Origin of the sequence: Actinoplanes sp. NPDC024001 (assembly GCF_040638955.1) — a bacterium.
Lineage (GTDB): Bacteria > Actinomycetota > Actinomycetes > Mycobacteriales > Micromonosporaceae > Actinoplanes.
In genome coordinates this window covers 1-17,656 of record NZ_JBEZZB010000194.1, presented here as the reverse complement: position 1 = coordinate 17,656, position 17,656 = coordinate 1, and the positions used below count along the sequence as shown (strand labels likewise).

At 73.2% G+C, this 17,656-nt stretch carries 22 protein-coding genes; 9 read left to right on the top strand and 13 right to left on the bottom strand.

The window, feature by feature from the left end; genetic code table 11:
- Nucleotides 1-795 (bottom strand): nitrilase-related carbon-nitrogen hydrolase (locus tag AB0F81_RS44120; RefSeq protein ID WP_360208922.1); only part of this gene is annotated, 795 nt, incomplete at its 3' end.
- A gap of 294 nt (nucleotides 796-1,089) precedes the next feature.
- Between AB0F81_RS44120 and AB0F81_RS44115 the strand changes: the two genes are divergently transcribed.
- The gene (locus AB0F81_RS44115) at nucleotides 1,090-1,596 is read left to right on the top strand and encodes a hypothetical protein (protein ID WP_360208919.1); all 507 of its coding nucleotides are present in this window, start codon (nucleotides 1,090-1,092) and stop codon (nucleotides 1,594-1,596) included.
- Here the strand turns inward: AB0F81_RS44115 and AB0F81_RS44110 are convergent.
- Complete coding sequence (locus AB0F81_RS44110; RefSeq protein WP_360208916.1) at nucleotides 1,585-2,169, bottom strand: TetR/AcrR family transcriptional regulator; 585 nt, start codon at nucleotides 2,167-2,169, stop codon at nucleotides 1,585-1,587. The genes AB0F81_RS44115 and AB0F81_RS44110 overlap by 12 nt on opposite strands.
- A gap of 81 nt (nucleotides 2,170-2,250) precedes the next feature.
- Between AB0F81_RS44110 and AB0F81_RS44105 the strand changes: the two genes are divergently transcribed.
- Nucleotides 2,251-3,483, top strand: coding sequence for an MFS transporter (locus AB0F81_RS44105; protein ID WP_360208914.1), 1,233 nt, complete (start codon nucleotides 2,251-2,253; stop codon nucleotides 3,481-3,483).
- On the opposite strand, the gene AB0F81_RS44100 is transcribed toward AB0F81_RS44105, so the two are convergent.
- The 10 genes from AB0F81_RS44100 to AB0F81_RS44055 form a co-directional block, all read right to left on the bottom strand.
- A complete protein-coding gene (locus AB0F81_RS44100) occupies nucleotides 3,476-4,150 on the bottom strand; it encodes a GntR family transcriptional regulator (RefSeq protein WP_360208911.1) in 675 nt (224 codons plus the stop codon). The genes AB0F81_RS44105 and AB0F81_RS44100 overlap by 8 nt on opposite strands.
- A gap of 143 nt (nucleotides 4,151-4,293) precedes the next feature.
- A complete protein-coding gene (locus tag AB0F81_RS44095; protein WP_360208909.1) occupies nucleotides 4,294-5,037 on the bottom strand; it encodes an alpha/beta fold hydrolase in 744 nt (247 codons plus the stop codon).
- Nucleotides 5,038-5,075: 38 nt separating this feature from the next.
- Nucleotides 5,076-6,473, bottom strand: a complete 1,398-nt coding sequence (locus AB0F81_RS44090) for a glycosyl hydrolase family 18 protein (protein WP_360208907.1) — start codon at nucleotides 6,471-6,473, stop codon at nucleotides 5,076-5,078.
- A gap of 48 nt (nucleotides 6,474-6,521) precedes the next feature.
- Nucleotides 6,522-7,253, bottom strand: coding sequence for an aminoglycoside adenylyltransferase domain-containing protein (locus AB0F81_RS44085; protein ID WP_360208904.1), 732 nt, complete (start codon nucleotides 7,251-7,253; stop codon nucleotides 6,522-6,524).
- A 19-nt stretch (nucleotides 7,254-7,272) separates the two neighbouring features.
- Nucleotides 7,273-7,650 carry a DoxX family protein gene (locus AB0F81_RS44080; RefSeq protein WP_360208902.1) on the bottom strand — a complete coding sequence of 126 codons (378 nt, stop codon included), beginning with the start codon at nucleotides 7,648-7,650 and terminating at the stop codon, nucleotides 7,273-7,275.
- An 11-nt stretch (nucleotides 7,651-7,661) separates the two neighbouring features.
- On the bottom strand, nucleotides 7,662-8,309 hold the full coding sequence (locus AB0F81_RS44075) for a TetR/AcrR family transcriptional regulator (RefSeq protein ID WP_360208900.1): 648 nt from the start codon (nucleotides 8,307-8,309) through the stop codon (nucleotides 7,662-7,664).
- 29 nt (nucleotides 8,310-8,338) lie between these two features.
- On the bottom strand, nucleotides 8,339-8,500 hold the full coding sequence (locus AB0F81_RS44070) for a hypothetical protein (protein ID WP_360208898.1): 162 nt from the start codon (nucleotides 8,498-8,500) through the stop codon (nucleotides 8,339-8,341).
- 70 nt (nucleotides 8,501-8,570) lie between these two features.
- Nucleotides 8,571-9,137, bottom strand: coding sequence for a GerMN domain-containing protein (locus AB0F81_RS44065; protein WP_360208895.1), 567 nt, complete (start codon nucleotides 9,135-9,137; stop codon nucleotides 8,571-8,573).
- A complete protein-coding gene (locus AB0F81_RS44060) occupies nucleotides 9,134-10,477 on the bottom strand; it encodes a HAMP domain-containing sensor histidine kinase (RefSeq protein ID WP_360208892.1) in 1,344 nt (447 codons plus the stop codon). Before AB0F81_RS44060 ends, AB0F81_RS44065 begins: the two co-directional genes overlap by 4 nt.
- Nucleotides 10,474-11,160 (bottom strand): response regulator transcription factor, encoded by a 687-nt coding sequence (locus tag AB0F81_RS44055; protein WP_360208889.1) that lies wholly within the window; start codon nucleotides 11,158-11,160, stop codon nucleotides 10,474-10,476. Before AB0F81_RS44055 ends, AB0F81_RS44060 begins: the two co-directional genes overlap by 4 nt.
- 147 nt (nucleotides 11,161-11,307) lie before the next feature.
- Between AB0F81_RS44055 and AB0F81_RS44050 the strand changes: the two genes are divergently transcribed.
- Both AB0F81_RS44050 and AB0F81_RS44045 read left to right on the top strand, forming a co-directional pair.
- Complete coding sequence (locus AB0F81_RS44050) at nucleotides 11,308-11,589, top strand: GlsB/YeaQ/YmgE family stress response membrane protein (protein ID WP_360208887.1); 282 nt, start codon at nucleotides 11,308-11,310, stop codon at nucleotides 11,587-11,589.
- 140 nt (nucleotides 11,590-11,729) lie between these two features.
- Complete coding sequence (locus AB0F81_RS44045; RefSeq protein ID WP_360208885.1) at nucleotides 11,730-12,161, top strand: BON domain-containing protein; 432 nt, start codon at nucleotides 11,730-11,732, stop codon at nucleotides 12,159-12,161.
- An 18-nt stretch (nucleotides 12,162-12,179) separates the two neighbouring features.
- Here the strand turns inward: AB0F81_RS44045 and AB0F81_RS44040 are convergent, their stop codons facing one another.
- On the bottom strand, nucleotides 12,180-14,000 hold the full coding sequence (locus tag AB0F81_RS44040; RefSeq protein ID WP_360208883.1) for a glycoside hydrolase family 15 protein: 1,821 nt from the start codon (nucleotides 13,998-14,000) through the stop codon (nucleotides 12,180-12,182).
- A 215-nt stretch (nucleotides 14,001-14,215) separates the two neighbouring features.
- Between AB0F81_RS44040 and AB0F81_RS44035 the strand changes: the two genes are divergently transcribed.
- From AB0F81_RS44035 to AB0F81_RS44015, 5 genes are all read left to right on the top strand, one after another.
- On the top strand, nucleotides 14,216-14,995 hold the full coding sequence (locus AB0F81_RS44035; protein ID WP_360208880.1) for an ATP-binding protein: 780 nt from the start codon (nucleotides 14,216-14,218) through the stop codon (nucleotides 14,993-14,995).
- On the top strand, nucleotides 14,992-15,594 hold the full coding sequence (locus tag AB0F81_RS44030) for an STAS domain-containing protein (protein ID WP_360208878.1): 603 nt from the start codon (nucleotides 14,992-14,994) through the stop codon (nucleotides 15,592-15,594). Before AB0F81_RS44035 ends, AB0F81_RS44030 begins: the two co-directional genes overlap by 4 nt.
- Before the next feature lie 140 nt (nucleotides 15,595-15,734).
- The gene (locus AB0F81_RS44025; protein WP_360208876.1) at nucleotides 15,735-16,643 is read left to right on the top strand and encodes an ABC transporter ATP-binding protein; all 909 of its coding nucleotides are present in this window, start codon (nucleotides 15,735-15,737) and stop codon (nucleotides 16,641-16,643) included.
- Complete coding sequence (locus AB0F81_RS44020) at nucleotides 16,640-17,395, top strand: hypothetical protein (RefSeq protein ID WP_360208874.1); 756 nt, start codon at nucleotides 16,640-16,642, stop codon at nucleotides 17,393-17,395. Before AB0F81_RS44025 ends, AB0F81_RS44020 begins: the two co-directional genes overlap by 4 nt.
- Nucleotides 17,396-17,472: 77 nt before the next feature.
- On the top strand, nucleotides 17,473-17,656 hold a 184-nt coding region (locus AB0F81_RS44015; protein ID WP_360208871.1), incomplete at its 3' end, for a hypothetical protein.

Here is a 17,656-nt window from a genome sequence, read left to right as displayed (position 1 = left end):
GGCGAGGATCCGGCCGTACGGGTCGACGATGAACGACGAGCCGTAGAACCTGATCCGCCCCTCGTCGCCGGTGCGGTTGGGCACCGCGATGAACAGCCCGTTCGCGATGGCGTGCCCGACGATCACCTGCTGCCACAGCGGCCGGGTGTCGAAGCCCGGATGATCCGGCTCGGAGCCGATCGCCGTCGGATAGACCAGCAGGTCGGCCCCGCCCAGCGCGTAGAGCCGGGCCACCTCCGGGAACCACTCGTCCCAACAGGTCGGCATACCCAGCCCCGCGTCCAGCCCGGCCACCCGGTGCACCGGATAGGCCCCCTCGGCCGGGCCGGGCCGAAAGTACTTGTCCTCCACATAACCCTCGGTCACCGGAATGTGCGTCTTACGGGTGCGGCCCACCACACTGCCGTCCGGAGCGACCAGCACAGCGGTGTTGTAACCCAGACCGTCACCGAGGTCGGTCTTCTCGTAAAGCGAGGCGTGCACGTGAATGCCGTGCCGGCGGGCCGCCTCCGCGGCGAACGCCACGGTCGGCCCGGACGCCACATCCTCCGCGGCCTCGACCGGGACACCCCGCGGCTCCTCGAACGCCGGATACCGCGACAGAGTCAACTCCGGCAGGAAAACGACCTGCGCACCGGCCTCAGCCGCCACCGCGACACCAGCCGCCAGCACGGCCCTCAACTCCCCGGCATCAGCACGCCACCGGTGCTGAACCAAACCCACCCGCAGCGGGGCACGAACCGGCGGGTCGACACGGGCCGGCGAGTCGAGCGCCGCGGACCGGATCAATCTCATGGTCAGTCTCCGAACATTAACGAACGGCATTCGTTTTCAGTATGGTGCCACGGTGGGCAGACCGCCACACCGAAGTTCACCATCGGCGAGCCGGCGGCCGCCTTGAGGCTGCGTCCGGGCTCGAGGCGGCGGGCGTGCTCGCCTTCGCGGTGCACGGCACCGCGGAGAGATTCCGCGACGATCCGCGGCTCCTGCTGCCTGCCGCGGGGACCGGCGCGACGCCGGCCACCCGGCCGTGTCCTGGCGGAGGCCGACTACCCTGCCTGCCATGCTGTTGATCAACAAATCGCGTCGATGAGAAGCCGGCGGATCAGTTCCCGGCAGGTCGTGCTGACGGCCACCTTCCTGTCGCTGGCGGCGGGCGGCACCGCGGCCTGCGACAGCTCGCCGACGCTCGACGAGTGGGAGTCGGGCCCCGTCTACGAGAGTGCGGTCGACGAGGGCGGGGTCGATGAGAGCACGGTCGACGAGCCGGCCGAAGAGGTGATCGCGGCCGAGGAGGAGCCCGTCGACGGGGACGAGGTCTTCTACTGCGCCGACGAGGAGGGCGAGGTCGTCGACGAGGAGTACTGCGCCGAGGACGACGGCGGCGGGCTCTACTTCCTCTGGCACTCCCCCACCTATCCGCGGGGGCTGTCCACCGGCGCCTACCTCGACGGCGGCGACTACTTCCCGCCCGGCGACCGGGCGGCCCGGAAGGCGTTCCGGCTGCCCGCCACCGGAGCGGTGTCCAACGGCACCGTCAAGACCAACGTGGTCGGGAACTCCAGCGGCGGGTCGAGCGGCTCCTCAGGGGGCTGACCCGGCGGTGACCGCGTCGAGCATGACGGCGGCGATGCCGCGGGCGGCGAGCGGCGCCCGCGGCCCCGGGTCCAGCCGGGCGCCGACGGTCGCGCCGTCATAGAGGACCACCAGCCGGTCGGCGAAGGCCTCCGGGTCGGGCACGCCGGCCTCCCGGCACAGGTCGGCGAAGAGACCCCGGGTCCAGGCGCGGGTGGCGTCGGCCTCCTCCCGGACCACTCCGGACGGGTCACGCTCGGCGCTGGCGTTGTAGAACGCGCAGCCCCGGAAGCCGGGTTGCGCCGCCCGCTCGGCCAGCACGTCGAAGACCCCGAGCAGGCGCTCGCGCGGGGTGGTGAAGCGCTCGAGGCCGGCCAGGATCCGGGCGCGCCGGCTCTCGTGCCGGCCCCGCAGATAGGCCCGGACCAGCTCGTCCTTGCTGCCGAAGGTGCTGTAGAGCGACGCTTTCGCCACCCCGGCGCGCTCGATGACCCGGTCGATGCCGACCGAGTGCACGCCCTCGGCATAGAACAACTCGTCCGCCGCCTCCAGGAGGCGCTCGCGGGCCGACCGGCGGGGTGATGCCACAGACATGCCTTGACGTTAGCAGACAGGTCTGTCTAGTGTCGGCCTCAACTAGACAGACCTGTCTGTTCAATGGGGGGACGCTCCGTCATGGCCATCGCCGCAACCGCAACCCCGCCCGTCGTGCGCGACCGGCGGCTCGCCTTCACCGCGACCGCCGCCATCCTGCTCACCTTCGCCGCCGCGGCCGCCGTGCCGTCCCCGCTCTACGTCGTCTATCAGGGGCTCTGGGGCTTCTCCGCGGCCACCCTGACCGTGATCTTCGCGGTCTACGTGGCGGCCCTGATCAGCACGCTGCTCGTCCTCGGCTCGCTCTCCGACTTCATCGGCCGCCGGCCGGTGCTGGCCGGCGCCATCGCGCTGGAGGCGGCCTCGTTCGTCCTGTTCCTCGTCGCCGGCGACGTCGGCACCCTGATCGCGGCCCGGGTCGTGCAGGGCATCGCCACCGGCGCCGCCCTCAGCACGCTGGGCGCCGCCCTGATCGACCTCAACCCGGCACACGCCCCCGGGCGGGCCGGGCTGATCAGCGGCATCGCCCCGGTCGCCGGGCTCGCCGTCGGTGCGCTCGGCTGCGGCTTCCTGGTGGAGTACGCGCCGTTCCCCACCCACCTGGTGTTCGCCCTGCTGCTCGCGGCCATGGTGCTCGCCGCCGTCACCGTGGCGTTCCTGCCCGAGACCGCCGCCCGCCGCCCCGGCGTCGCCGCCGCGCTGCTCCCCCGGCTCGGCGTGCCGGCCCGCCTGCGCGCCGACCTGCTCGCCCTGGTCCCGATCATGGTGGCGAGCTGGGCGCTCGGTGGCCTCTACCTGGCGCTCGGCCCGTCGGTGGCGGCCGACTCGTTCGGCCTGCACGACCACCTGACCGGCGGGTTGGTGGTCACGCTGCTCTGCGGCAGCGGCGCGCTGACGTCCTTCCTGCTGCGGGCCGTGCCCACCCCGCGCGTGCTGGCCATCGCCGGGACCGGCCTGGCCGCCGGCGGCCTGATCGGCGTCGGCGGCATGCTCACCGCAAGCCTGCTGCTCGCGGCCGCCGGCACGATCGTCTCCGGCGTCGGCTTCGGCGCGGCAGCCCTCGCCTCCTTCGGCACCCTGGCCCGGCTGGCCGCGCCGCACGAGCGCGGCGAGCTCCAGGCGGTCGCGCTGGTCATCTCCTACGCGGCGTTCAGCCTGCCCGCGATGATCGCCGGCCTGCTGGCCGGCCGGATCGGCCTGCACCCCACCGCCCTGCTGTACGGCGGCGCGGTCGCCGCCCTGGGCGCGCTCGCCCTCGCCGCCCAGGCCCTGCGAACCCGCCGGACCGCCGCGGCGGGCCCGGCCGTCAGCTGAAGCGGCCCTGGCCGCGGATCGCGATGATCGCGTTGAGGCTGTGCTGGCGGGTGCAGCGCTCCAGCTCGGCGAGCTCGACGTCGCCGGACCGCAGCTGGCGCAGCAGGTCGTCGTGCTCCTCGACGGCGCTGGCGAGACGTTTCGCCGGCCAGCGTGAGGCCAGCACCCGGGAGGCGTCGATGCGGTCCCAGAGGCGGTCCAGCGAATCGACCAGGTACTCATTGTCGGCGAGGGCGTAGATCGTGCGGTGGAAGGAGCGGTGCAGGCCCATCACCTGGTCGTGATCGACCGGCACGCTCGCATGGCGGCGCAGCGCGTCGTTGAACCCCTGCGCCTTCTTGAGCACGGCCGGGGTGAGCCGGGGCTGCGCGCGGGTGACCGCATAGCCGTCGAGCAGGGCGAGCATCTCGACGAGCTGCTCCCAGGCCTCGTCGTCCAGCGTGCTGACCCGGGCGCCGACGTTGCGCTCGAAGGTCACCAGGCTCTCCGCTTCCAGCCGCCGGATCGCCTCCCGCACCGGCACCGGGCTGACCTCCAGGTCACGCGCGATGGCGCTGAGGACCAGGCGTTTTCCCGGGCCGTAGCTCCCGTTGAGGATGCGCTCGCGGATGGTGCGGTAGACGGACTCGTGCTTCGACAGCCCGGCGAGGTCCTCGGAAGCCTGCAACGTGGACCCACTTTCGTCGTATCTCTTCGGGGCGCGATCGTATACGATCGCTGCGTGGTCTCGGCCTCGCCGCGGACGGGGGGCGGCGAGCCGTGACCGCCCCATTGTCGCCGCCCCACCCGCGGTTGTCCGCCCGGCCCGCGTCAGCGGTGCGGCTCCAGGAGCGTCACGCACCGCTCGGGGCTCTCCACGTGCGCGTTGTGGCCCAGTCCGGCCAGGGTGACCACCGGGACGCCGAGACCGGCGAGCTGCTCGTCGGTGTTCATGGCGTCGTGCTCGCCGCGAGCCAGGGTGACCGGCGCCGGTGATCGCGCCAGCAGGCCGGCCATGTCCGGGGCGCCCACGCCGAAGGCGCGCGGGTCCAGGGCGAGGCGCCAGCGGCCGTCCTCCTCACGGACGCCCGCGAGCGCCGCGGGATCGTCCTCGGCGAGCAGGCCGGCCAGCCCGGAAACCCGCAGGTGCCGGGCCAGGGCCTCGTCGCGGGAGCCGAACCAGGAGACCGGGCGCCGGGCCAGCGCCTGTGCCCGCTCCAGTTCGCCGTCGCTCCAGGCGACCTTGATGCCCAGCCCGGCGACCGCGGTCACCGGGGAGCGGGCGGCCAGGGCCAGCGCGACCACCCCGCCGAGCGAATGACCCAGCACGACGGTCCGGCCGCTCGGCTCCACGAGCGGAATCAGTGCTTCGGCCAGAGCCTCGAAGGTGTACTCCGGCAGCGGCGCGGACCCGCCGTGACCCGGCAGGTCGGGTGCCAGCCACCGGCCGGGCCAGTGGTCCGCCAGCACCGGCGCCCACCGGGACCACACGTCTGCGGTCGCGCCCAGACCGTGCAACAACAGCAGGTGCGGCCCGCCTTCGCCGCCCCCGCGTACCCGAAGATCCTCGACCATTCCCGGAGTCTGCCATCCGGCAGACTCCGGGAGGCCGGTCAGCCCAGTGCGTTCAGGAACGGCTCGTGGCTGTTCTTGAACTCCCACGAGTAGAACTTGTCCCAGTTTATGGACCAAGTCATCAGGCCCCGGAAGTTCGGGTTGGTGCCGCTGCGCACCGTGTAACCGCCGCAGTTGGTGCCCTTGACCAGGCAGGTCACCGCCTGCTGCACGCCGGCCGGCGCGACGTATCCGTTGCCCGCGCTGGTCGAGCTGGGTGCGCCGAAGGCGATCTGGTCTTCACGCAGCGGGGGGAACACGTTCGCGGTGTTGCCCGCCACCGGGAAGCCGGCGAGCAGCATGTCGGTCATCGCGATGTGGAAGTCGGCGCCGCCCATCGAGTGGTACTGGTTGTCCAGGCCCATGATCGAGCCGGAGTTGTAGTCCTGGACGTGCAGCACGGTGATGTCGTTGCGCAGGGCGTGGATGACCGGCAGGTAGGAGCCGGCGCGCGGGTCCTGGCCGCCCCACGGCCCGGAGCCGTAGTACTGGTAGCCGAGCTGCACGAAGAACGTCTCCGGCGCCATGGTCAGCACGAAGCCGGCGCCGTACCGGGCCTTCAGCGACTTGATCGCGCTGATCAGGTTGACGATCACCGGGGTGGTCGGGTTCTTGAAGTCGGTGTCGCCGGTGTTCAGCGACAGCGAGTGGCCCTCGAAGTCGATGTCGACGCCGTCCAGGCCGTACCGGTCGATGATCGCGCTGACCGAGCTGACGAACCGGTCGCGGGCCGCGGTGGTGGTGAGCTGCACCTGGCCGTTGGCGCCACCGATGGAGAGCAGCACCTTCTTGCCGGCGGCCCGCTTGGCCTTGATGGCCGCGATGAACTCGGCCTCGGTCTCCACGCCGGGGCACTCGGTGGCCGGGCACAGGGTGAACCGGATGTCGCCGGAGGTCACGCTGGTCGGCTCGCCGAAGGCCAGGTTGATGATGTCCCACTCGGCGGGCACGTCGGCCATCCGCAGGTATCCGGAGCCGTTGGCGAAGCTGGAGTGCAGATATCCGATGAGCGCGTGCTTGGGCAGCCCACCGACCGGGATCGGGGTGCTCGGCGAGGTGGACGGCGACGGCGAGGTGGAGGGGGACGGCGACGTCGACGGCGAGGTCGACGGCGAGACGGAGGGGAACGGCGAGGGGTTCGTCGTCCCGCCGCAGGCGCCGTTGTTGATCCAGACGTCCCACTGGGCGCTCTTGAGGACCGGGTCCTCACCCTGGGTCCACCACTTGGCGGTGAAGTTCCGGCCGTCCTTGGAGACGACGTTGTCCTTGACGTAGACGGCGGACGCGCTCCAGGCGGGAGCACACGCCACGGCGGCGCTCGCGGTGGACGCGACATAGACGGTTGAGCATGCGGCGGCCAAGGCGGCCGCAGCGGCGAGGATCGCTGATCGGCGCATGGGCAATTATTAGGACTCTTAACTGAAGATGTAAATAGGTGAACGCCGCTATGTCGTCGCGGTGTCCCGCAGGACGAGGTCGAGCAGGCCGGCGATGCCCCGCTCGTCGACCACGGCGGCCGGGTCCCGCTCGTACCGGACGAGGGCCTGGCGGACGACCGTGAGCGACGAATCGCGCCGGAGCGCCCACCGGGCCGCCTCCGACTTGGAGCAGTAGGCGTTCTCCACCGCGAAGTGCCAGATGCGGCAGGCGGTGAGAACCATGAACGCGGCGTTCTCGGTGTCGTCGGTGAGCGAACGCCAGGCGGTCAGCCAGTGCCGGCCCCGCGAGATCACCCACTGCGCCGGAATCGGCGCGATCACCTCGGCCGGCGGGGCGCCGCGCAGCGCCCGCCCGTCCGCCCGCGCCATGGACAGCTCGGTGATCAGGTCCGGCGCGGCGGCCACCCGGCGCTCGGCCTCGAACTCGACCGACGACCCGTCGTAACGGCCGACCTGCAACTCCAGCGCGGGCGCCGGGCGCGGTGCACCGGCGGCCGCGGCCGTGACCACGTGCAGGTCGATGCCGGTCGCGTCGCCCACGTCGGCCCCGCGAACCAGATCCTCCAGGGCGGCCGCCTGCGCGTCGGAGATGCCGTCGTCGACCACGACGAGCAGGTCGATGTCGCTGCTCCCGGCACGGAATCCGCCGGCCGCCAGCGAGCCGTGCAGGATGACCGACCGGGTCGCCTCGCCGACGATGTCGGCGACGCGACCGGCGAGCTGTTCAGCCGCGAGCATGCGGCAGTTCTATCAAAAATCAGAGCGTGATCAGGTACGCGGTGAGCACGGCCGCGACGACCATCGGGCGGAGGGTGACGGCAGGCGGGTCCTGGATGAGGACGTGTGTCGCCACCGCCCCGGCCATCAGCAGGAGCAGGATCACGGCCGCGACCGCGCCGACCGGCGTGACGGCGAGACCGATCGCGGTGCCGGCGGCGCAGACGAGTTCGAGACGGCCGATGAACCGCAGCCCGGAGGCGGAGACACCGAGCCGGTCGGCGTGCCGGTGGATGCCCGGGCCGGCGGTCAACTGGGCGACCCCGTGCACCCCGAAGATCGGGATGGCGATGGCGGCGAACAGGAAGTTCATGGCGGTTCGTACCTCCGCGAGCGCCCGGGCAACCTGCACAGTCATGTGCAGGTTAGCTAGTTGCTCAACGGTGTGCAATTTATCGAGCGGATCGCCGCCTCCGCCTCCGCGGCCGGCAGGCCGGCGGCGATCAGGATCGCGGTGCTGGCCCGCACCCCGTCCTCGGTCCACAGCTCGTCGTTGACCGCCTGCAGCAGCGCCAGCGTCATCGCCTGCAGCGCGGCGCCGAGTACCGGCAGCGGCAGGTGGGTGGCGAACCGGCCGGCGTCACGGCCGCGCACCAGCAGCTCCTGCGCCTGCGCCCGGATCGGTTTGAGCAGGTCCCGCAGGCCGCGGATGCCGAACTCCCGCTCGGCCAGCGACATCAGCAACCGGTACTGGTCGCCGGCGCGCCACAGCGTCAGCGAGAAGTCGGCGAGCGCCACCGCCGGGTCCAGCGCGGTGCGGTCGGTGCGGCCCAGCGCCTCCAGCATGTCGGCGGCCGCCCGGTCGGCCAGCCCGGCGATCAGGGCGTCCCGGGTCGGGAAGTGCGCGTAGACCGTGCGCCGGACGACACCGGCGGCCTGCGCCAGCTCGTCCATGCTGGCCTGCGGATTCGCCACCAGCAGGGTGCGCGCCGCCGCCAGGATGCGATCCCGGTTCGCCTCGGCGTCGCGGCGACGGCCACGCCGGGCCGGGGGCACGCTCGGACCGTCTGTTGCCACCGGCTCATGCTCGCACGCGAGCCGTCCGGTCAGCCGGCGCGGTCCGCGGCCTTGGCCCGCAGGCGGCCGATCGCGTACGCCGTGACCAGCGCACCGTCGACCGCGACCAGCACCGCCCCGGCCGGGGAACCGTGCGTCAGGGTGAACGCCGCGCCGAGAGCGAACAGAGCGGCGAGGAGAAACGCTGCCATGGCGCTCACCATGAATGATCGATGCCTCAACGGTTCCGCGATGATGTGACAAACGTATGACAGCGGCCCGTCACGGCTGGTCGATGAGCGTGCGGTAATCGGCCGCCCGCAGCGCCTCGCCGGACAGCCGGCCGTCACCGCGCGGCACCTGCAGCGGCCGCCCGTCCTGCAGGAACGTGACGGCGGCGATGTCGGCGCGTGAGGTCAGCGTGCAGACGATCTGCCCGTACGCGAGGGCCTCGTCGCTGCGGGAGGCGCCCTCCTCGGCCGGGCCCACCTCGACCGCGGCGGTGGTGCTGCCGGGCGGCAGGCTCACCGTCAGCGCGGTGGTGGCCAGCGCCGTGGACAGCCCCAGCGACTGCTCCGCCGGGGTGGGCCCGGCGACCAGCTGGTCGAGCTGCCGCTGCGGGTCGGGCACCGCGTCGACCCGGCGGACCGCCTGCACCAGCCGGTCGTCACGGACCAGGCAGAGCACCTGCGCCACCTCGCCGATCGGTGCGGCCGGCACCGACGAGACCGTGTTGAGCGGGCGCCGGGGCAGCGAGACCGGATGCGGTTCGTCCTGCGCGGGCACCCCGCAGGCGGTGAGCAGGACGAACGCGGTTGACAGGACGGCGACGGCGGGCACGGTTCTCATGGCTGCTCCCCCGGCAGGTCGACGCGGAACCGGGCGCCGCCGCCGGGCCGCTCGGCGACGGTGGCGCTGCCGCCGTGCGCGGCGGCGTGCTCGGCGACGATCGCCAGGCCCAGGCCGGTGCCGTCGGCGTCACCGCGGGAGTTCGCCGCCGGGCCGCGGACGAACCGGTCGAAGATGCCGGCCCGGTCCTGCTCGGCGACGCCGGGCCCGGCGTCGTCCACCTCCAGGAAACCGCGGCCGACCCGGACCGCGACCGGCCCGCCGCCGTACCGCACCGCGTTGTCGAGCAGGTTGCCCAGCGCCTGCTCGACCCGCCGCCGGTCCACCGGCCACGACGAGGGCGTGCCGGGAGCCGTCTCGACCAGGTCGGTGGACAGGCCCCGGGACCGGCAGACCCGCCGGGCCAGCTCGACCAGGTCCACCTGCTCCCGCCGCACCGGGTGGTCGCTGCGGGACAGCTCCAGCAGGTCGTTGACGAGCGCCTGGAACCGGGCCACCTCGGCGGTGACCAGCGTGATCGCCGCACCGGCCCGCTCGTCCAGGCTGTCCCGGCGGTGGTTCAGCACGCTGGCCGCGGCCTCCAGGGTCTGCAGCGGCGAACGCAGCTCGTGGCTGACGTCGGCGGCGAACCGCCGGTCCCGTTCCATCCGGCGGGCCAGCTGGTCGGCCATGTCGTTGAAGGCGGCCGACAGCGGCGCCAGGTCCGGTTCGGTGTCCGGGTCGAGGCGGGTGGTCAGGTCGCCGGCGGCGATGCCGCGGGCGGCGCCGGCCACCGCGGTCAGCGGGCGCAGCGCGTGCCGGGTCACGTACCACCCGACGGCCGCCCCGGCGGCGGCCACCATGATCGCGACGGCGGTGAGCACCAGGGCCAGGGTCTGCAGGGTGCGTTCGAGCTCGCTCAACGAGATGATCTCGTAGAAGGCGGCGGACCCGGTCAGCGGAACGCCGACGATCAGCGCCGGCCGGCCGTCGCGCCGGATCCGCTGGGCGCCCGCCTCCCCGCCCTCGGTCATCTCCTGCAGCGCCCGCGGCACGGCGGTGTCGACGCCCCGGTCGGCGCTGCGCGAGTGCCACTGGCCGTCGAGGTGCAGCAGCACGTACCGGTCGGAGCCGGTGTCCAGCGAGCGCAGCACCTCCAGCACGTCGGGGTCGGCGCCGGCGATGCCCGCGCTGACCACGGCGGCGTCGTAGTAGGTGGCTCGCACGGCGGTCCGCTCCCGCTCGGCGAACAGGGTGTTGCGGGTCGACTCGTACGAGACCAGGCTGATGCAGATCGACAGCACCAGCGCCCCGAGGGCGAAGGCCGCGCTCACCCGGGCCCGCAGGCCGATCGGTCTCACGGCTGCAGCTTGTAGCCCAGGCCCCGCACCGTCACCAGGTGCCGGGGGTTCCCGGACTCCGCCTCGATCTTGTGGCGCAGGCGGCCGACGTGCACGTCGACGACCCGTTCGTCGCCGAACTCGTGACCCCACACCCGCTGCAGCAGCTGCTGGCGGGAGAGCACCAGGCCGGGGTGGTCGGCCAGTTCGCAGAGCAGCCGGAACTCGGTGCGGGTGACGGCCACGGGTTCGCCGCGCAGCCGTACCTCGCCGGCTTCCGGCCGTACCTCGAGATCGCCGAAGGTCAGCACCGAGGTGGCCGGGGTGGCCGGCGGCGCAGCCGCCCGGGCGCGGCGCCGCAGCGCGCGCAACCGGGCGGCCAGCTCCTTGACCGCGACCGGTTTGACGACGTAGTCGTCAGCGCCGGCCTCCAGCGCCGCCACGATGTCGTGCGTGTCGTCACGGGCGCTGACCACGACGATCGGCACGTCATCGGTACGGCGCAGCTGCCGGATGCACTCGTAGCCGTCCATCCCGGGCAGCATCAGGTCGATGAGCACGGTGTCGGCCGGCCGGCTGCGCTGTGCGGCGAGGCCCTCCTCGGCGGTGGCGACGGCGTGCGCCGTGTAGCCCTCGTCCTCCAGGGCCATCGCCAGCGACAGGCGGATCCGGTCGTCGTCCTCGATGAGCAGCACCGCGTTCATACCTCGCATGATGCCCCGCGGGACCGGCGCCGGCCGAGCCGGACCGGCCGGCCGGAGGTTTGTCACGCGATTGTCATGGGCGTGGCAGGAATCCGCAGACCGGGCGGGGCAGGCTGGCCGCTGTCGGTTCCGACCGGAAGGAGTTCCATGACGGCGCACAGCCTGATCACCGCGGTGATCCTCGGTCTCGTCATCGGCGTCGCCGGCCGGATGCTGCTGCGCCGCAGCCGGTCCGTGCCGGTGTGGCTGCCGATCGCCGCCGGGGTCGCCGCGGCTGTGCTGGCCACCGTCATCGCCCGGATGGCGAACACCGAACGGTCCGGCCCGACCGTGGTGGAGATCGCCCTGCAGGTGCTGTTCGCCCTGGCCGGGGTGACCGTGGTGGCGATCACCGCGGACCGCCCGCCGGCCGGCCGGCGGGTCCGGTGACCGCTGCTGGACCTGTCGAGGGAGACCGTCACGGGGCACCGACCGCGGTTCCGTCACGAAAGCGTCATACGGTCGCGGGAAAACCTCCACGAATCCCGGCCACCCTGAACGCGACCCGGCAGCAGTGCGGAGGTGGGATCGTGTGGCCCTTCGACGACGATCCGCGGTTCGACCGGCGGGCCCGGCCCGCCACCAGCCCGGACGTACGGTTGACCTGCGACGTGATCGAGCGGATTCTCGGCGACCCGCGGCTGGCGGGCGAGCGCATCACCGTCGAGGTGCAGAACCGGGTGGTCAACCTGCTCGGCACGGTGAACTCGCTCTACGCCCGCGTGGTCGCCGCCGAGCTGGCCCGGTCGACGCCCGGTGTGCTCGACATCTGCAACCGCCTGCAGCTCGCCTCGATGGAGCGGCCGCGGCCGGACACCTTCGACGAGCTGGTCGCCGGGTGGGGTGACGTGGCAACGGCCCGGTCGGTGCGGCCGGGTGTGCTGGGCACGTCGGCCGCGCTGGTGACGCTCGCCGCGGGTCTGCTGTGGCTGGTCGTGCTGCGCCGCTTCGGCGCCGCCTGAGCCACCCGGCCGGCCGGGTCAGCGCTGCTCGGCCTGCTGGATCGCCCACGCCGCGTTGATCAGCCCGATGTGGCTGAACGCCTGCGGGAAGTTGCCGAGCAGCTCGCCGGTGGCCGGATCCACCTCCTCGGCGAGCAGGCCCACGTCGTTGGCGTGCCCGGCGGCGAGCGCGAACACGGCCCGGGCCTGCTCCGTCCGTCCCGCCATCGCCCACGCCTGGGCCAGCCAGAACGTGCAGAGCAGGAAAGCGCCCTCGTCGCCGGCCAGACCGTCCACACCGTCCTCGGTGCGGTAGCGGTAGACCAGCCCCCGCTCGTCGGTCAGCCGCTGCGCGACGGCCTCGATGGTGGCCAGCATGCGCGGGTCGTCGGCGGGCAGGAACCCGACGATCGCCATCATCAGGTTCGCGGCGTCCAGCGTCGACGACCCGAGGTACTGGGTGAACGCGCCGGCCGCGTCGTTCCAGCCGTCGCGCAGCACGACCCGCCGGATCTCCTCCCTGGCCGCGCTCCACCCCGGCACCCGGTCGCCGGCCCGCAACCGGCCGGCCAGCCGGATCGCCCGGTCCAGCGCCACCCAGCACATCACCTTCGAGTAGAGGAAGTGCCGGGGTTCGCCGCGGACCTCCCAGATGCCCTGGTCGGGGTCGCGCCAGCGGTGGGCCGCCGAGTCCGCCACGGCGATCAGGAAGTCGCGCATGTCGTCGTCCATGTCGGTGATCCGGTCGGCCAGGCGGTGCGCGGCGGCGAGCAGTTCGCCGTACACGTCGATCTGCTGCTGGTTCCAGGCGCCGTTGCCGGCGCGCACCGGGCGGCTGTCGCGCCATCCGGCCAGATGCGGCAGCGTCCGTTCGGTGAGGTCGTGCTCGCCGCCCACCCCGAACATGATCTGCAGCGGCGTGCCGGGGCCGACCGCGGCGGCCGCCGCGGTGGTCATGAAGGCGAAGAAGTCGTTCGCCTCGTCCGGGCAGGCGGCCACCCACAGCGCCTCCATGGTGAAGCTGGCGTCGCGCACCCAGGAGTACCGGTAGTCCCAGTTGCGGGCGCCGCCCACCTGCTCGGGCAGCGACGTGGTGGCCGCCGCGATCACGGCGCCGCTGGGCCGGAACGTCAGCCCCTGCAGCACCCGGCCGCTGTGCTCGACCAGGTCGCGCCACGGGCCGTCGTAGTTCTGGTGCAGCTGCGACCAGGACTGCCACGCCGTCACGGTCTCGGTCAGCCGGGCGGTCAGCCGGTCCGCCGGCCAGATGTGCGCCGGCTGCTCCTCCAGCGTGGAGCGCTGCAGGCCGAAGACGACGACGTCGCCGGCTCGTACGGTGAAGCGCCCGGTCGCCGCCGACTCGGCCAGGTCCAGCCGCACCGGGCTGGACAGCACCAGCCACTCCGCGCCGCCACGGGCGGTCACCCCGCCCGCCACGTGCGAGAGCAGCGGCCGCAGCAGTCCGTACTCCGGGCGGGGCCGGTAGCCGACCTCGACGTCGACCTCGCCGCTGACCCCGGCGACCGAGCGGATCAGCAGGTGCGGCACCCGGGTCCCCAGGTCGTGCCCGCGGTTGTCCGGGCCCATCGCGAGCGCGTCGGTCACCGTCACCGTGCCGGCCGGGGTCCGGAACGTCGTCTCCAGCACGAGGGTGCGGTCGAGGTAGCGGCGGCTGGACACGTACTTCCCGGCCGGGCGGATCGACCAGTGCCCGGCGTCCGGGTCGAGCAGCCGGCCGAAGACCGACGGGCTGTCGAACCGTGGGCAGCACAGCCAGTCCACCGAACCGTCGGCCGTGATCAGGGCCGCCGAGTGGCAGTCGGACACCAGCGCGTGCGCGGCGATCGGAACGTCGCTCATCTGTTCTCCCTCTCCGGCTTCCCCGACGTTCCCATGCCCGGGGGCCTGTTCGGCCCCGGGAGACCCCCGGGCGGCACCCTGGTCCGCGGATTTCGCGCTCCCGCCGGACCTGAGAGTGAAAAACGCGGATCGGCACGTGGTTTCCTGGCGCTTCGCGTGGCCGCTGAGCAGACTCGAAGGAACCAGGCGACCCCGCGCCGAGGATGTGAGTCACCATGAACCAGCCGCATCTGGTGGTGGACACACCCCAGGTCTCCTGCGTCAACGAGCCGGAGCAGCTCGTCACGCAGGTGGTGGTGCGCGGCCCCTGGGACGGCCGGCTGCGTCATCAGGTCGCGCAGGTGCTGCGGGCGGCCGTGGCCGAGACGCCGGAGCTGCTGCTCATCGATCTCGCGGCGCTCGACGATCCGTACGCGGAGTCCGCCTCGACCTGGCGGATCACGTCGCGCTTCGCCGAGCAGAACGACCCGCCGGTCAGCATGGTCCTGTGCGCCGCGGCGCCGGCCCTGCGGCACCAGCTCGCCGCGGAGGTCCTCGGCGAACCCACGCTGACGCAGGCCGGGACCGTCGGCGCCGCCGTAGCGGAGACCCCGCGCCGCGACGCGACTGCTCCCCGCCGGCACCTGCGGCTGCCTCCGTGGCCGAGCGCCTGCGTGCGGGCACGCACGCTGGCCGGGGACACCTGCCTGGCCTTCGGCCTGGCGCACCTGGTCCACCCGGTCCGCCTGACCGCCTCCGAGCTGGTCGCCAACGCCGTCGAGCACGCGGGCACCGACATGGATCTCTGGATCTCGGTCCGCGACACGATGCTGCACGTGGCGGTGCACGACGGCAGTCCGCGGCTTCCCCGTCTGATCGACGCGGCCCACCCGTGGGAGCCCGGTGCGGGGCTGCGGATCGTCGCCGCCGCGGCCACCGCCTGGGGCGCGCTGCCGACGCAGACCGGCAAGATCGTGTGGGCCACCTTCGCGACCCAGCATCGGCCGGTGTCGTGATCGGAGGCCCTGACGACGCGGCCGGGCTGCACCTGAGCGTCCGGTCCGGGCCGGACCGCGTCACGATCACCCTGGCCGGGGAGCTGGACCGGCTCACCGCGCCCCCGCTCGCCGACCTGCTGAGCCGGACGATGGACGGCCGGGCGAGCCACGTGGAGATCAACATGGCCCGGGTCGGCTTCATGGACGCGGGCGGGCTGCGGGTGCTGCTGAACGCGTACCGGCTCGGCGCCGAGCGGGGTGTCACGGTGCGGCTCCACCGGGCGCAACCGCCCGTCGTGTGGATGCTGCGGGCGATGGACGCCGGCATGCTGCTCGGTGACCGCGGCGAGGCCCGGCGGGCAACCGTCAGCGATCGTGATCGGCGGGCCGACGAACGGGACCGCCGCGCCGACGACCGCGACCGGCGGGCCGACGAACGCGACCAGCGCGCCGACGAGCGCGAGGAGCAGGCCGACGACCGTGAGCGGCTGGCGCACGAACGCGACCGGCTCCTCGCCGAACGCCACCGCCGGGTCCGGGAGCACGAGCGGTGGGAGGACATCCGCGAGGATCTGGCCAACATCCGCGACCGGGAGCACGGCGACCCGGACTCCTGAGGGCCCGGTCAGCGCAGGGCCAGCCGCGCGCCGGTGAGCCCGGTTGAGCAGGGATGCCGCAGTAGATCGTTTTACTTGCACTACCAATCGAGTTTCGATAGCTTTTCCGCGTTACTCGATCGGAAGGAGCCGCCGAACTGATGTCGATCTCCGTCCAGGGACTCACCAAGACGTACGGCACGGTGCGCGCCGTCGACGACCTCACCTTCGACGTGGAGGCCGGCAAGGTGACCGGTTTCCTCGGCCCGAACGGCGCCGGCAAGTCCACCACCATGCGGATGGTGATGGGGCTGGACCGGCCCACCAGCGGCACCGCCACCGTCAACGGCCGGCCGTACGCCGAGCACCCCGCCCCGGTGCGCGAGGTCGGCGCGCTGCTCGACGCCGCCGCCATGCACCCGGGCCGCACCGGCCGCGCCCACCTGCGCATCGGGGCCCACGCCAACGGCATCCCCCGCTCCCGCGTCGACGAGGTGCTCGACCAGGTCGGGCTCACCGCGGCGGCCGGCCGCCGGATCAGGGGCTACTCGCTGGGCATGCGCCAGCGGCTCGGCATCGCCGCCGCGCTGCTCGGCGACCCGCGGGTGCTGCTGTTCGACGAGCCGGTCAACGGTCTCGACCTCGACGGCGTCCGGTGGATCCGGGCGCTGCTGCGCGGCTTCGCCGACGAGGGCCGCACGGTGCTGGTCTCCAGCCACCTGATGAGCGAGATGCAGCTGATCGCCGACCGGGTGGTGATCATCGGGCGGGGCCGGCTGATCACCGACGCCGGCATCGACGAGGTGCTGCGCGGCCTCGGCGGGCAACGGGTCCGGGTCCGCACGCCGCGGGCCGGTGACCTGCGCGCGGCGCTGGCCGCCCGGGCCGCCGTGGAGGCCACCGCTCCCGGCGAGCTGGAGGTGACCGGGCTGTCCGCCACCGAGGTCGGCGACCTCGCCCACGAGCTCGGCGCCCCGGTGCATCACCTGGCCGAGGTGGAGCAGTCCCTGGAACACGCCTACCTGTCCCTGACCGAGGGCAGCGTCGACTATCACGGAGCAACCGCATGAGCGCCGCCGTCGTCATCGCCCGTACCGGACGGGCCGAGTGGGCCCGGATCTGGAGCGTCCGCTCCTCCTGGCTCTTCGTCCTGGCGACCGCGGTCGCGGTGCTCGGGATCGGCGCCATCGCCGGCACCGACGCCTCCGCGCCGCCGCCGGGCGCCACCGCCTGGGACGGCAGCCGGCCCTGCGCGCTGTTCGCGCTCTTCGGCATCCTGGCGATGGCCGTGGTCACCAGCACCGCCGACCACGGCACCCGGGGGATCGTGCCGACCGTGCAGTGGACGCCCCGGCGCGGGGTCCTGCTCGCCGCCCGCGCCGGCGTCATCGTCGCCGTCATGACGCTGCTCGCCTCGGTGCTGGTGGTCGTCGCCACCGTGGTGGTGTGGGCGCTCAAGGGCGGGGTCGGGCTGCCGGCCGGCGAGGGCGCCCGCACGGTCGGTGACCTCGCCTTCGTCTACGCGTCCGGCGCGCTGCTCGCGGTCGGGCTCGGCCTGGTCACCCACAGCACCGCGGCCGCCCTGGTCATCGTGATCGCGCTGGTCCTGGTGCTGCCGTTGCTCGTCGCCCAGCTGCCGTTCGGGTGGACCACCGAGATCGCCACCCATCTGCCCGGCTCCGGCGCCCTCTTCCTGATCTTCGGGGAGGGGCCGAGCGACGACATGACCACCACCTCGGCACGGCTGACCATGGCGGTGTGGGCGGTGGCCGCGCTGACCGCCGGCGGATGGCGGCTGCTGCGCACCGACGTGGACAGGTGACCGTCGCCGCATTTGCGGGAGTCCGGGCGACACACCGCGTAAGGTGTCGGCCCGGACTCTTCAGGAGGAAAAGCTCGATGACCGTCTACGGAAGCGGCGGGGTCGACGTGCGCAAGCCGCGGCCGGGCGGGCTGCACCCGGTGGTGCTCGCCCTGGTCGTCACGGCGGCCGTCATCGCCGTCGCGGCGATCGCCTACTGGGCCCTGCGCTCGCCCGCCGACGCCGGCCAAGCAGATCGGGATCATGTACATGATCACGGCC

What these genes read in the sequence shown, in the direction of transcription:
- AB0F81_RS44115 (WP_360208919.1), top strand. Translation starts at nt 1,090, where the DNA reads ATGAGAAGCCGGCGGATCAGTTCCCGGCAGGTCGTGCTGACGGCCACC.
- AB0F81_RS44110 (WP_360208916.1), bottom strand. Translation starts at nt 2,169, where the DNA reads ATGTCTGTGGCATCACCCCGCCGGTCGGCCCGCGAGCGCCTCCTGGAG.
- AB0F81_RS44105 (WP_360208914.1), top strand. Translation starts at nt 2,251, where the DNA reads ATGGCCATCGCCGCAACCGCAACCCCGCCCGTCGTGCGCGACCGGCGG.
- AB0F81_RS44095 (WP_360208909.1), bottom strand. Translation starts at nt 5,037, where the DNA reads ATGGTCGAGGATCTTCGGGTACGCGGGGGCGGCGAAGGCGGGCCGCAC.
- AB0F81_RS44090 (WP_360208907.1), bottom strand. Translation starts at nt 6,473, where the DNA reads ATGCGCCGATCAGCGATCCTCGCCGCTGCGGCCGCCTTGGCCGCCGCA.
- AB0F81_RS44085 (WP_360208904.1), bottom strand. Translation starts at nt 7,253, where the DNA reads ATGCTCGCGGCTGAACAGCTCGCCGGTCGCGTCGCCGACATCGTCGGC.
- AB0F81_RS44080 (WP_360208902.1), bottom strand. Translation starts at nt 7,650, where the DNA reads ATGACTGTGCAGGTTGCCCGGGCGCTCGCGGAGGTACGAACCGCCATG.
- AB0F81_RS44070 (WP_360208898.1), bottom strand. Translation starts at nt 8,500, where the DNA reads ATGGCAGCGTTTCTCCTCGCCGCTCTGTTCGCTCTCGGCGCGGCGTTC.
- AB0F81_RS44065 (WP_360208895.1), bottom strand. Translation starts at nt 9,137, where the DNA reads ATGAGAACCGTGCCCGCCGTCGCCGTCCTGTCAACCGCGTTCGTCCTG.
- AB0F81_RS44055 (WP_360208889.1), bottom strand. Translation starts at nt 11,160, where the DNA reads ATGAACGCGGTGCTGCTCATCGAGGACGACGACCGGATCCGCCTGTCG.
- AB0F81_RS44050 (WP_360208887.1), top strand. Translation starts at nt 11,308, where the DNA reads ATGACGGCGCACAGCCTGATCACCGCGGTGATCCTCGGTCTCGTCATC.
- AB0F81_RS44040 (WP_360208883.1), bottom strand. Translation starts at nt 14,000, where the DNA reads ATGAGCGACGTTCCGATCGCCGCGCACGCGCTGGTGTCCGACTGCCAC.
- AB0F81_RS44035 (WP_360208880.1), top strand. Translation starts at nt 14,216, where the DNA reads ATGAACCAGCCGCATCTGGTGGTGGACACACCCCAGGTCTCCTGCGTC.
- AB0F81_RS44025 (WP_360208876.1), top strand. Translation starts at nt 15,735, where the DNA reads ATGTCGATCTCCGTCCAGGGACTCACCAAGACGTACGGCACGGTGCGC.
- AB0F81_RS44020 (WP_360208874.1), top strand. Translation starts at nt 16,640, where the DNA reads ATGAGCGCCGCCGTCGTCATCGCCCGTACCGGACGGGCCGAGTGGGCC.